This window comes from Aeromonas sp. DNRA1, from assembly GCF_963888745.1.
Taxonomy (GTDB): Bacteria; Pseudomonadota; Gammaproteobacteria; order Enterobacterales; family Aeromonadaceae; genus Aeromonas; species Aeromonas hydrophila.
Window position 1 is genome coordinate 517,394 of the sequence record NZ_CAWPKQ010000002.1, and the last position, 12,586, is coordinate 529,979.

The window sequence follows — 12,586 nt, forward strand, 5'->3', positions numbered from 1 at the left end:
AAAACGAAGAACCGATGCTGCAAAAAACATCGGCTCTCAGGGGCGGCGTATTGTGCCCTCAGGGGGGGGAGGAAACAAGCAAAAAAGCCCCGGTCGGGGGATTTTGTTGACCTGGGTCAGGTTGGGCTGTGCCATCTGGCTGGCAGCCAGTGTTGACGGGGGCTGCAGCGACGCAGGCCCAGCGCGAAAATGGCTGTTGCGCAGGGCTGACAGGGGTAAAAAAAAGCGCCCGCAGAGGGCGGGCGCGGTGAATGCAAAGGAGGCTTAAGAAGCGTCGGTTTCGGGCCGGCGCAGCTGGACCCGGAACACGGTGAGCCGCAGCAGCAGATAGAGGGCGCCGAGAGCGGCCCAAATCAGCCCCAGCTCGAAGGAGGCCGGCTCCAGGTTGAGCCAGAGCACGCCGATGCAGGCGGCTCCGCACAGGGGCAGCAGCAGGAACACCAGATGGTCCCGCAGCGTCTTGTTGTGACCGAGCTTGACGTAGAAGTGGGCGATCACCGCCAGGTTGACGAAGGTGAAGGCCACCAGGGCACCGAAGTTGATCAGCGCCAGCGCCATCTCCAGGTCGAATGACACCGCCGAGAGGGCCAGTACCCCCACCAGCAGCACGTTCAGGGCCGGGGTCTGCCAGGTCGGGTGAACGTAGGCGAAGAAGCGGCTCGGCAGGGCGCGATCCCGCCCCATCACGTAAAGCAGGCGTGACACGCCGGCGTGGGAGGCGAGTCCGGAGGCCAGCACCGCCACCGTGGTGCAGACCAGCACCACCGCCTGGAACAGCTTGCCGCCCACATAGAGGGCGATCTCCGGCAGCACCGCATCCGGCTGCTGGAAGCGGGAGATGTCCGGGAAGAACAGCTGCAGGAAGTAGGAGACGGAGATGAACAGCACGCCGCCGATCAGCGCCGTCAGCACGATGGCGCGGGGGATCACCCGGGAGGCGTCCGGGGTCTCTTCGCTCAATGTGGTGATGGCGTCAAAGCCGAGGAACGACAGGCAGAGAATGGAGGCGCCGGTGAGCAGGGGGGCCATATTCATGTGCTCGGAGAAGAAGGGACGGCTGCTCGCCACCGTGCCGAGCCCCTCGCCATGGTAGACACCCCAGGCGATGAGGCCGATGAAGACGGCGATGATGCTGAACTGCATGATGACGATAAGGCTGTTGAAGTTGGCCACCAGCTTGATGCCGCGCAGGTTGAGCAGGGTCATGACGGTGGCCAGACCGAGAATGTAGGTCCAGGGTTCCACGCTCGGGAACAGGGCCTCCATGTAGATCTTGGCCAGCAACATGTTGATCATCGGCATGAACATGTAGTCGAGCAGGGAGACCCAGCCCACCATGAAACCCACGTAAGGGTGAAACACCTTCTGGGCATAGGTATAGGCGGAGCCTGCCGAGGGAAACTTGCGTACCAGGTGGCCGTAACTCATGGCGGTGAACAGCATGCCGATGAGGGCGAACAGGTAGGCGGTGGGCACATGGCCTTCGGTGATCTCGGTGACGATGCCGAAGGTGTCAAACACAGCCATGGGGGTCAGGTAAGCCAGCCCCATGATGACCACGTGCCACAGTTTGAGGCTTTTTTTCAGGCCGACGGGTTGGGCATTCATTGTGCTTTCCCCTCAATCCGGGCCGAAGGGATCAGGCTGACGGTATCAACCTGGGCATAGGGGGCGCCAGAGAGGCGGCGCAGACCGGCGTGGGCCGGCAGGAAAGCAGTGAAATACCCCATGGTGTTCCTCACTAGAGAAGCGGGTGTCGTGAGATGGCAACCCATCTCGCTATCATTTCCGGTCGGTTCCGGCCTCGTTGTGGATTTGTTTGCCGTAAAAAAAGAACCTGACTCAGCAAGTGGTCGGTCCTTTGTTGCGGCGGCGCATTGTGCATTCGTGTTGCCCCCTTGACAAGCATATCAAGGGGGCAAAAACGCATTTTTTTGCACTGATGAGCGGATGTTGCGGTTCTGATCAGCCCTGGGCTGCCAGCAGGGCCTGCTCGAGCAGATCCAGCCCCTCGTCGATGAGGGCCGGAGAGGCCGTCAGCGGCGCCAGGAAGCGGATGACGTTGGCGCGCACGCCGCAGGCCAGCAGCACCAGCCCACGCTTGCCCGCCTCGGCCACCAGCCGCTTGGTGAGGTCGGCATCCGGTCTGGCCGCATCGCGCTGCTTGACCAGCTCCATGGCCACCATGGCGCCGGGGCCGCGGATGTCGCCGATGCAGTCAAAACGCTCCGCCAGCTGCTGCAGGCGGGCCTTGATCTGCTCGCCCTGAGCGTTGGCACGTTGGTTGAGCTGCTCCTCTTCGATCACCTCCAGCACCGCCAGGGCAGCGGCGCAGGCGATGGGGGAGCCGGCATAGGTACCGCCCAGACCACCCGGTTTGGCGGCGTTCATCACCTCCGCCTTGCCCACCACGGCGGAGAGCGGGAAGCCGCCGGCCAGGCTCTTGGCCAGGGTCATGATGTCCGGCTCGATGCCGGCATATTCGGTGGCGAAGGTCTTGCCGGTGCGACAGAAACCGCTCTGGATCTCGTCGCAGATGAGCAGGATGCCGTGCTGATCGCACAGCTGGCGCAGGCGCTGCATGAAGCTGGCGGAGGCGGGGTAGAAGCCCCCTTCACCCTGCACCGGCTCGATGATGATGGCGGCCACCCGGGTCGGTTCGATATCCGAGCTGAAGCAGAGATCCAGCGCGGCCAACGCATCGGCCTCGCTCACCCCCAGGTAGTCGCTCGGGAAGGGCAGGTGATAGACCTCTCCCGGGAAGGGGCCGAAGCCGGTCTTGTAGGGCACCACCTTGCCGGTGAGCGCCATCCCCATCATGGTGCGGCCGTGAAAGCCCCCCTTGAAGGCGATGGTGCCGCTGCGACCGGTGTGGGCGCGGGCGATCTTGATGGCGTTCTCCACCGCCTCGGCGCCGGTGGAGAGAAACAGGGTACGCTTCGGGGTAGGGCCGGGCACCAGGGCATTCAACTTTTCCGCCAGCTCGATATAGCCGGGGTAGGGGGTGACCTGGAAGCAGGTGTGGCTGAATTTTTCCAGCTGTGCGCGCACCGCGGCCACCACTTTCGGGTGGTTGTGGCCGGTGTTGAGCACGGCGATGCCGGAAGCAAAATCGATGTAGCGGTTGCCCTCCACATCCCACAGCTCGGCATTTTGCGCCCGGTCGATAAACACCGGCAGCAGGGTGCCGACGCCGTTGACCACGGCCGCTTCACGGCGCGCTTGCCACGCCTTGTTTGATGCTGACTGACTCATCTTTCCTCCCTGAGGGGCCGGGGGCCCCTGTCTCAATGTGGCGAGGCCCCTTGGGAGCACTCACTTCGTCCTTGTGAACTGATATGGCTGCGCCGGCGGGTAGCGGGCCCCTGTTGCAGGCCCGGCCGCCGGCGCAAGATGTGACTGCCTAGCGGATGCCGCCGAAGCAGAGGTATTTGGTCTCGAGGTACTCCTCCAGCCCCTCGGCCGCCCCTTCACGACCGAGGCCCGATTCCTTGATGCCGCCAAAGGGGGCCAATTCGGTCGAGATGATCCCCTCGTTGATGCCGACCATGCCGTATTCAAGCTGCTCGGCCACCCGCCAGACGCGGGCGATGTCGCGGCCATAGAAGTAGGCGGCCAGACCATAGGGGGTGTCGTTGGCCAGGGCGATGGCCTCGGCTTCGGTCTCGAAGCGCACCAGCGGCGCCACCGGGCCGAATATCTCCTCCTGCAGGATGGGGTTGGCTTTATCGACCTTGCCCAGAATGGTGGGCTGGTAGAAGAGCGGGCCGGCGGGGTGGGCTTCGCCCCCCTGCAGCAGCTCGGCGCCGGCGGCGGTGGCCTGTTTGACCAGCTCGGCCACCTTGCTGGCGGCGGCCGGGTTGATGAGCGGGCCTATCTGGGTGCCCTCGCTCATGCCATCGCCCACCTTGAAGGCTTTGACTGCGGCGGTGAGCTTCTCGACGAAGGCGTCGTAGATGCCGGCTTGCACCAGGATGCGGTTGGCACAGACACAGGTCTGGCCGGCGTTGCGGTATTTGGAGGCGAGTGCGCCGGCAACGGCGGCGTCGAGGTCGGCGTCGTCAAACACGATGAAGGGGGCGTTGCCGCCAAGCTCCAGCGACAGCTTCTTCATGGTGTCGGCGCACTGGCGCATCAACAGCTTGCCGATGCGGGTAGAGCCGGTGAAGGAGAGCTTGCGCACCGTCTTGTTGTTGCACAGCTCGTTGCCCACCGCTGCGGCCTGATGGCTTGTGACGATGTTGATGACTCCGGCCGGGATGCCTGCCTGCTCCGCCAGTGCCGCCAGCGCCAAGGCACAGAGCGGGGTCTCGGCGGCCGGCTTGATGACGATGGTGCAACCGGCTGCCAGCGCCGGGCCCGCCTTGCGGGTGATCATGGCGATGGGGAAGTTCCAGGGAGTGATGGCGGCGACCACCCCCACCGGCTGCTTGATGGTGGCCAGCCGGCGATCGCTGGAGAAGCCCGGAATGGTGCGGCCGTAGGCGCGTTTGCCCTCTTCCGCGAACCACTGGATGAAGCTGGCGCCGTAGGCCACTTCCCCCTTGGCCTCGGCCAGCGGCTTGCCCTGCTCGCAGGTCATGATGCGGGCCAGCTCCTCCTGGTTGGCCATGATGAGCTCGAACCAGGCGTAGAGCCGGTTGCTGCGCTCCTTGGCGGTGAGCGCGGCCCAGCCGGGCTGGGCCGCGTGGGCGGCGGCGATGGCGCGGCGGGTGTCACCCTCGTCCATGTCGGGCACCTGGGTAATGACCTGACCGGTGGCCGGGTTGTGCACCTCGAACCGGCGTCCGCCGCCGGCTTCACACCAGCGGCCATCTATATAGGCAAGGGATTTGATCAGGGAGAGTGCGGGTTGTGATGCTGACATAGATAGCAAGCCTCGATTGTGGGTCAGGGGGCCGGCTCATCCTGTGCCGCCACCGTATAGAATAATAAGCACAGGAAGACCATAAATTGAGCTGAAATGTTTTTCAAGTGTTAAATATATTTGAGTAAACTGTGTCTCGCGTGCTAGAAATGGAGCTGTTGGAGCGATTTTACCGGTTTTTGCGGTGCAGGGTGTGCAAAATAATGAACGGCATGTGCTGTGCAGGATAACAAACAGGCCGGTCAGGTTGACTCGCTATTTTAACCGGGTGCCCAGCTGGCACCTGACAGGCACACAGGGAGGTGGCCGAATGCAGCAATCACAGGGCGAGACGCGCTGGCAGTCCATGACCGACAATCCCATGACGGGCAAAGGGGTGGCGCAGAGCATGGGTGAGCGTCTGGCGGCGACCCGGCGGCGGCTTGGGCTCTCCCAGCGGCGGGTCGCCGAGCTGAGTGGGCTGACCCATGGCGCCATCTGCATGATAGAGCAGGACAAGGTGAGCCCCTCGGTGGCCTCTTTGCAAAAGCTGCTCAGTGTCTATGAACTGCCGCTGTCGCGTTTTTTCGCGGAAGAGGAGGGCGGTACGCCGAGCGTGGTGATCAAGGCCGAGCAGCTGATCGAGCTGGGCAGCCAGGGGGTCTCCATGAAGCTGGTACACAACGGCAACAACCGCCGCCAGCTCGGCTTCATGCTGGAGACCTACGCCCCCGGTACCGACACCGGCGGCCAGGTCACGCATCTGGGGGAGGAGGTGGGCACCGTGCTGGAGGGATCGGTGATCTTGACGGTGGCGGGCCAGGCCTATCCGCTCAGCGCCGGGGACAGCTACGTGATCGACACGGGCGAGCCCCACAGTTTCAGCAATCCGTCGGGGCAGGTGTGTCGCATCGTCAGCGCTCACACCCCGGCCAACTTCTAGTGCCGAGACATCGTCTCGTTTGGGAAAAGAACCGGTAAGGAAACAGGGATCATGACCGAACATGTAAACAGTTACTACGCAGCCAGTGCCAATAAACACGCGCCCTATCCGACGCTGACGGAACAGCTGGAGTGCGACGTCTGCGTCATCGGGGCGGGGTATACCGGCCTCTCCAGCGCGCTGCACCTGGTGGAAAAGGGCTATTCGGTGGTGGTGCTGGAGGCGGCCCGGGTGGGTTTTGGCGCCAGCGGTCGCAACGGCGGCCAGATCGTCAACTCCTACAGCCGCGACATCGACACCATAGAAGCGAACTGCCCGCCGGATCAGGCCAGGCTGCTCGGTTCCATGCTGTTTGAGGGGGGCCAGATTATCCGTGAGCGGATCAAACGCTACAACATCCAGTGTGATCTGCAGGAGGGCGGGGTGTTCGCCGCCGAGACCGAGAAGCAGCTGCACGAGCTCAAGGCGCAGAAGGCGCGCTGGGAGAAGTGGGGCAACGACAAGCTGGAGCTGCTCGATGCCGACGGCGTGCGCGAGGTGGTGGCGAGCGATCGCTACGTCGGCGCCCTGCTCGACAAGAGCGGCGGCCACATCCACCCCCTCAACCTGGCGTTGGGGGAGGCGGAGGCTATCCGCTTGCAGGGTGGCAAGATCTTTGAGCAGTCCGCCGTCACCAGCATCACCCCGGGCACGCCTGCGCTGGTCAAGACCGCCAAGGGGGCGGTAAAGGCGCGCTTCGTGGTGGTGGCCGGCAACGCCTACCTCGGCAATCTGGTGCCCGAGCTCGCCAGCAAGAGCATGCCCTGCGGCACCCAGGTGATCGCCACCGAGGTGCTGGGAGAGGAGCGGGCCCGCTCGCTGCTGCCGCAAAACTACTGCCTGGAAGATTGCAACTATCTGCTCGACTACTACCGTACCTCCGGTGATCACCGGCTGATCTATGGCGGTGGCGTGGTTTATGGGGCGCGAGATCCGGCGGACATCGAGCGGCTGATCATCCCCAAGATGCTGAAAACCTTCCCCCAGCTGGCGGACGTCAAGGTGGAATACACCTGGACCGGCAACTTCCTGCTCACCCTGTCGCGCCTGCCGCAGTTTGGTCGTATCGGCCCCAACATCTACTACATGCAGGGCTACAGCGGCCATGGTGTTACCTGTACCCATCTGGCGGGCAAGTTGCTCTCCGAGGTGTTGAGCGGTCAGGCGGAGCGCTTCGATGCGTTCGCCAAACTGCCGCACTACCCCTTCCCGGGTGGCCGTCTGTTCCGGATCCCCTTCACCGCCGCCGGCGCCGCCTGGTACACCCTGCGCGACCGGCTGGGGGTGTGATTGCCAGGCAGTCCATAGCAACAACAAGGCCACCCTGGGGTGGCCTTGTTGTTTGGCAACTGAGAGATTTGTGAGCCCTGGCGGCGAGTCAGTGGTTACTGCGCTCGCAGCGGGGTGGCCGGCCAGAACTTGTGGTAGAAGTCGAGCCAGCCCTCGAAGTGGCCCTGCAATAGCTCGGGGTGGGGCGAGTGCTGGAAGATGGCGATCTGCTCTGGTGTGATCATCTGCCAGCCGTAGTTGAGGGGCATGCTGAAGGTGCCCTCCACCTGATTGATGTCGCTCAGCGCCGATTGCTTGTCGGGCCGCTCGATGAGGGTGCGATCCGTCACCAGGAAGATGAGCTGGTTGCCGAGCACCGCCTGATAGGCGCTCACCATCCACTTCGCCTTGGTGTAGCGGTCGCGCTCGATGACGGTGAACTTCCCGGCTCGGCAGACGGCGTAGTAATCCGCCTCCTTGGAGGCTAGGTGCATCTCGTAGTTGCAGCCCAGGCTGTTGATGAGCACCAGGCCCACCAGCATCATGCCGGTGGCGCTGAGCCCGAAGAGCAGGTGGGTCAGGGCGGCGCGTTTCATGGCTTCTTCTCCTCGAATTTGGCCTGTTCTTCCCCGACCATCAGCCAGATCTCGCCTGCAGCTGGAGTGGGCAGACGGGATGCCGCTTTCTGGGTTCGGCAGAGCGTGCCCTGACCGGCCGGTTCGCAGCGCACCGAGACCCAGGTTGCGCTCAGATAGAGGCCGGTGAGCAGCAGCAAGGCGAGAAACAACCCCATCACCCCGAGCAGCAGCCATTGTTGCCAGCGTGGCAAAAGGATGGGGGCAGCATCCCGGGAAGCGGCAACGGGCAGGGCGGCGACAGGCTCGTCCACCTCCGGCAGGGGCGCTGGGTTGGCAGAGAGATTGGCAGGTTCACGGAGGGAGGGCGTGCTGGCTGTGGGGATGGCCTGCATGGCGGCGGACGACAACATCAACAGATAGCCCTGGCGGGGCAAGGTGCGGATCACCGCCTCCTGCTCCGGGGTATCCAGATAGCGGCGCAGGTTGGCAATGGCCACGGGCAGGGAGCTGGCACTCACCGGTCGCCCGTCCCAACCGATGGCGAGCAGGGTCTCCTTGCTGTGCAGGCTGCCGGCATGGGTCAGAAAGAAGTGCAGCAGACGCGCCTCCGCGGCAGATACGCGCACGCTGGTTGGGTTTCCATCCTGAGAGCGGGTCAGGGTGAGCTGTTTCGAATCCAGAACAAAGCGACCGAAGGTATGCAGGTGAGGGGCGTGATCCGGATCCATGGCGCGGTGATCGTCTCGCAGATGATGTTGCTTATTAATAGGTAGAAGGTGAAATCTGACGGGGGCGTCCCCCCTTGTCAAGGGGGAGATGGGGCCGCCGAGGCTGGCTCCCCACGGGGGAGAGAGGCAAGGGGCGGGCACTGGATGACAGGCGCTCACCCCGTGGCAGGATGGCACGAATCAACGAGCTGCATGCATGCCGAGCAAGGTGCCATAGCCACTGAAGCGACCCGCGAAGAGAGTGTCGGTGCTCTGGCCAGCACAGTAATTGACCGTGCCGCCGCTCTGCTGTAAGTCCGCTTGCATCGACCTTGCATAAAGAAGAACACCGCCTGCTGGCGGTGTTCTTCTTTATATGGGCTCTTACTGAGCCAAGGATTTCAGTTGCTGCTTGTCCGGCGGGTTGTTCCAGTCGATGGGGCCGTGGGTGAAGCGGTATTGCAGACGCGGCAGGCTGACTTCCAGCCACTCTTCGCGAAAATAGGCGTAGCCCTGATCCCAGTCCGGGTCGTTGGCCCAGCCGGTTTGCAGGAAGTAGAGCCGGGTACCCTGGCCTTCCGGCACGAAGCGCAGGCTGACCTGGGTCTTCTGCAGGCGGATGTGGGGCAGGGAAGGTGGGAAATTCCAGCTGAAGCTGAGCAGGTCGTGGGGCATGACGGCCATCACCCGGCAACCTTCGCTGCCACGTTCACCCAGCGGGGCATCGGGTCTGAAATAGATTTCGAAGGGACCATTCGGTTCGGGCACCATCAGGCACTCCGGTGCAAGAAAACTGCGCAGGCCACTCTCGGTTGTCCAGGCGCGCCAGACATCGTCGATATGGGCCGGAACAAAGATGTTGCCTTCTATCTGCTTGTTATCCATAAATCAGCGAGCCTCAAACCATCCATACATGGGACTCAGGCAGTATAGTCCCATGGCTTATGAAATGGACAGAGGTGTGTCACACCCCTGCCATCGCCGAGAGACTATTATGCCCGTGCGATTTGACACAGTGCCTGTGTTCCATCGAGAGTGGGGTCAGGCAGTCACAATGACAAGGACGCTTTGATGATCAGAGTCATGCAAGAGACGGATATTCCCCAGTTGGCACAGCTGTTTCTCAAAGGGCGGCGGCAGACTTTTCACTGGGTCGATCCCGCTCATTTTCGGCTGGAAGATTTTGACGAGCAGACCCGGGGCGAGCAAATCTGGGTAGCCGAGCAGGGTGGGGCGCCTTGCGGGTTTGTCTCCATCTGGGGAGAGGACAGCTTCGTTCACCACCTGTATGTCTCGGCCGACTGGCATGGGCAGGGGGTGGGACGGGCCCTGCTGGATCACGGGTTGGCCTCTTTTCAAAAGCCTGCTTCGCTCAAGGTGGCGACCCACAACACGGCGGCGCTGGCCTTTTATCATCGGCTGGGGTGGCAGAATACGGCAGAAACCGGCCACTGCGAGATCACCGGCCCCTGGCGGCGGTTGATCCTGGAATAGTGCGTCAAATCCCAGCATCTATTCCATCAGGGGGTCAGAGAGGGATCTCCGGCAGTGGCGAGCTGCCGGCAATATATAGTGTCAATCGTCTACCTTGAGTCTCATGTGGATGAGTCAGGTTTTAACAACCGTAGCCAATTGTGAAAATAGCGCGTGCAACTGTGATAGAAAATATAGCGAGGCATATCTGCGCTATTTGCCATGCTCGGAATGGGGAAATGCATGGCAAAAGTGGAGCTGGTGTGACGTAATGGGGAATGGCTGAATAAAGTCAGCGGTATATTCAGCCACTTTTTTGTTAAGAAAGTGACAGCGGCTATAAAATCATTATGTTGTCATCAAACAGCCGTGCTATTCTCAAGCTGTGTTATCCCTGTGACAAACAAAAATAATTCTGTGAGGAAGTAATGAACGAGTTTCTGAAAGTTCTGCTGAACATTCGCAGCCTGCGCGCTGCCATCCGTGAATTGCCGTTTGAACAGCTGCAAGAAGCAAAAGAAAAGTTCGAGCTGGTATATAACGAGCGTGCCGAGTCTGTTGAACAAGAGCGTGCCGAACAGGAAGAGCGTCAGCGCAAGCTGAGCGAGTTCACTGAAATGCTGCAGCAGGCCGGTATCGATCCCCGTGAGCTGCTGAACAGCGCCGCCGCCCCGGCTGCCGCTGCTGGTGCGACCAAGAGCAAGCGCGCTCCGCGTCCTGCCAAGTACAAGTACCAGGAAGATGGCCAGGAGAAAACCTGGACCGGTCAGGGCCGCATGCCGAAAGCCATTGCCGAACAAGTGGCACTGGGCAAGGATCTGAATGATTTCCTGATCTGATCCACAGGATTAGTCATGAATAATGCCGCCCATGAGGCGGCATTATTATTTGTGCTCACCAAAAATACCTTCTGTCAATTCCCCAACGCCTCTGATACGACCTTGCTGTGTCGCATTCAGACCGGCACTCTGCACGTCAATTGGTCGCCCCATGATGGAATGATTAATTGGAAATGGTCGTACCCATTGTTCCCTGTGCACGCTTTTGTTGTCATCGTGATCACCGGAATGTTAGCCATATCTGGACTCATATAGCCCGTCGGGTATTAGCTGGCTGATGATGTGGCAATGGGAAAAGCATTAAGTCAGCCGCAAGACGTGTCTCTTTTTTGCTCCGCAACCTGCTGGATTTTACGGTGTGGTTATCCACCCTGACCGGGGGGAACGGCTTGTCTGTTGTCAGCAGTGGGTAATACCTGAGCCAACATATTATTAATTCCAGCCGGATCCGAATGTCAGTGTACTTTGCATGGAAAAAGAGTGAGCTGGTCATTTAATCGGTAGACCCGAGCGGTCGACAGGGCAGGAATATCGGCAAAATAATAAGGCTCCCGTAGCGGGAGCCTTATTGCTGATGGTCGTTCAACTGGCCAGCTGGGCATGCCAGCGGGTGATGTCCGGTTGTGCCCGACCAGGATGCTGGCGCCGTGTCTCGACAGCCTCTGCCAGCATGGCGAGCAGCGTCTGGGTATCGTCCCAGCACAGGCAGGCATCGGTGACCGACTGGCCATACACCAGCTCGGCCAGCGGCGCCGGTTTCTGGCTGCCCCCCTGCAGGAAGCTCTCGACCATGACGGCGGCGATGGCGTCGCTGCCTTCCCCCAGCTGGCGGCAGAGCTCTCCTGCTACCCGGATCTGGTTTTTGTGCAGTTTCTGGCTGTTGCCGTGGCTGCAATCCACCATCAGTCGGGGCGTGAGTCCCTGCCGTGCCAGTCGCTCGGCCGCCTCTTCCACGTCGCTTTGGTGATAATTGGGGCGGGTGCCGCCACGCAAGATGATGTGGCCGGCCGGGTTGCCCTCACTCTTGATCACCACCATGCCGCCCTGGCTGCCGGGGGCGGTAAACAGGTGGGAGGCTTCACTGGCCTGGATGGCATCGATGGCCACCCGGATGTTGCCATCGGTACCGTTCTTGAAACCGATGGGACAGGGCAGGGCCGAGGCCAGCTGCCGGTGCACCTGTGACTCCGTGGTCCGGGCGCCGATCGCTCCCCAGCTGATGAGATCGGCCAGGTAGAGGAAGCTGGTGGTGTCGAGAAACTCGGTGGCGGTGGCCAGCCCCAGTTGATTGATGTCGAGCAGCAGCTGGCGTGCCAGCTGCAGGCCATGACCGATGTCGTTGCTGCCGTCCAGATGGGGATCGAACACCAGCCCTTTCCAGCCCACTGTGGTGCGGGGCTTCTCGAAATAGGTGCGCATCACTATCTGCAGCCGATCCCGATAGTCGTGGGCCAGCACCGCCAGCCGCCGGGCGTAATCGAGGGCGGCGAGGGGATCGTGAATGGAGCAGGGGCCGATGACCACCAGCAGGCGATCATCTTCCCCGCTCAGGATCTGGCGAACCTGCTGACGGTGCTGATCGATCCGGGTTGCCAGGTCGGCGGGACAGGGGTGAAGTGCCAACAGGTCGGCAGGAGTGGGGAGAGCCTCCACCGCGAAGGCGCGCATTACCGAGTTCAAGACTGCCATCTGGATTACCTTGCTGTGCAAATGGAGTGAATGACGTGCACTCCACACCGGGACCCGGGCGAGGGAGCTGCAATGGGGCGTCATCACCTGTTATTGTTGAGAGTGATTATCATTATCTTGCTGTCGGCCACAAATGCAAGCACAACCGAGCGGCATACCAGAATGGGGGGAGAGCAGACGGGTGGCATTGCACCAATGGCAAT

13 protein-coding genes are annotated in these 12,586 nt (G+C 61.7%); 5 read left to right on the top strand and 8 right to left on the bottom strand.

Features of this window, described 5'->3' with window-relative positions; translation table 11 throughout:
• Positions 1-264: 264 nt before the first annotated feature.
• The 4 genes from AACQ43_RS08395 to AACQ43_RS08410 all read right to left on the bottom strand — a co-directional run bounded on the left by AACQ43_RS08395 (position 265) and on the right by AACQ43_RS08410 (position 4,867).
• Positions 265-1,608 carry an APC family permease gene (locus AACQ43_RS08395; RefSeq protein WP_076360162.1) on the bottom strand — a complete coding sequence of 448 codons (1,344 nt, stop codon included), beginning with the start codon at positions 1,606-1,608 and terminating at the stop codon, positions 265-267.
• On the bottom strand, positions 1,605-1,730 hold the full coding sequence (locus AACQ43_RS08400) for a hypothetical protein (protein ID WP_257622350.1): 126 nt from the start codon (positions 1,728-1,730) through the stop codon (positions 1,605-1,607). Before AACQ43_RS08400 ends, AACQ43_RS08395 begins: the two co-directional genes overlap by 4 nt.
• Before the next feature lie 235 nt (positions 1,731-1,965).
• Positions 1,966-3,255 carry a 4-aminobutyrate--2-oxoglutarate transaminase gene (gabT, locus tag AACQ43_RS08405; protein WP_168966953.1) on the bottom strand — a complete coding sequence of 430 codons (1,290 nt, stop codon included), beginning with the start codon at positions 3,253-3,255 and terminating at the stop codon, positions 1,966-1,968.
• Positions 3,256-3,403: 148 nt separating this feature from the next.
• Positions 3,404-4,867: an NAD-dependent succinate-semialdehyde dehydrogenase gene (locus AACQ43_RS08410; protein WP_168966954.1), complete on the bottom strand. Its 1,464-nt coding sequence runs from the start codon at positions 4,865-4,867 to the stop codon at positions 3,404-3,406.
• 310 nt (positions 4,868-5,177) lie between these two features.
• On the opposite strand from AACQ43_RS08410, the gene puuR reads away from it, so the two are divergent.
• The gene (puuR, locus tag AACQ43_RS08415) at positions 5,178-5,789 is read left to right on the top strand and encodes an HTH-type transcriptional regulator PuuR (RefSeq protein WP_076360156.1); all 612 of its coding nucleotides are present in this window, start codon (positions 5,178-5,180) and stop codon (positions 5,787-5,789) included.
• A gap of 51 nt (positions 5,790-5,840) precedes the next feature.
• Entirely contained in the window at positions 5,841-7,118 is a 1,278-nt protein-coding gene (locus tag AACQ43_RS08420; RefSeq protein WP_168966955.1) for an NAD(P)/FAD-dependent oxidoreductase, read from the top strand.
• 95 nt (positions 7,119-7,213) lie between these two features.
• Here AACQ43_RS08420 and AACQ43_RS08425 read toward each other — a convergent pair whose 3' ends face one another.
• From AACQ43_RS08425 to AACQ43_RS08435, 3 genes are all read right to left on the bottom strand, one after another.
• The gene (locus tag AACQ43_RS08425) at positions 7,214-7,693 is read right to left on the bottom strand and encodes a hypothetical protein (RefSeq protein WP_168966956.1); all 480 of its coding nucleotides are present in this window, start codon (positions 7,691-7,693) and stop codon (positions 7,214-7,216) included.
• Entirely contained in the window at positions 7,690-8,403 is a 714-nt protein-coding gene (locus tag AACQ43_RS08430; RefSeq protein ID WP_168966957.1) for a winged helix-turn-helix domain-containing protein, read from the bottom strand. Before AACQ43_RS08430 ends, AACQ43_RS08425 begins: the two co-directional genes overlap by 4 nt.
• Before the next feature lie 363 nt (positions 8,404-8,766).
• Positions 8,767-9,267, bottom strand: coding sequence for an SRPBCC family protein (locus AACQ43_RS08435; protein WP_076360148.1), 501 nt, complete (start codon positions 9,265-9,267; stop codon positions 8,767-8,769).
• Positions 9,268-9,453: 186 nt separating this feature from the next.
• Between AACQ43_RS08435 and AACQ43_RS08440 the strand changes: the two genes are divergently transcribed.
• The 3 genes from AACQ43_RS08440 to AACQ43_RS08450 all read left to right on the top strand — a co-directional run bounded on the left by AACQ43_RS08440 (position 9,454) and on the right by AACQ43_RS08450 (position 10,949).
• Entirely contained in the window at positions 9,454-9,876 is a 423-nt protein-coding gene (locus tag AACQ43_RS08440; RefSeq protein WP_168966958.1) for a GNAT family N-acetyltransferase, read from the top strand.
• Positions 9,877-10,283: 407 nt separating this feature from the next.
• Positions 10,284-10,694: an H-NS family histone-like protein gene (locus AACQ43_RS08445; protein ID WP_017410727.1), complete on the top strand. Its 411-nt coding sequence runs from the start codon at positions 10,284-10,286 to the stop codon at positions 10,692-10,694.
• A 15-nt stretch (positions 10,695-10,709) separates the two neighbouring features.
• Entirely contained in the window at positions 10,710-10,949 is a 240-nt protein-coding gene (locus AACQ43_RS08450; protein ID WP_168966959.1) for a hypothetical protein, read from the top strand.
• A 327-nt stretch (positions 10,950-11,276) separates the two neighbouring features.
• Here the strand turns inward: AACQ43_RS08450 and AACQ43_RS08455 are convergent, their stop codons facing one another.
• Positions 11,277-12,383, bottom strand: coding sequence for a 3-deoxy-7-phosphoheptulonate synthase (locus AACQ43_RS08455; RefSeq protein WP_168966960.1), 1,107 nt, complete (start codon positions 12,381-12,383; stop codon positions 11,277-11,279).
• Positions 12,384-12,586: the final 203 nt, after the last annotated feature.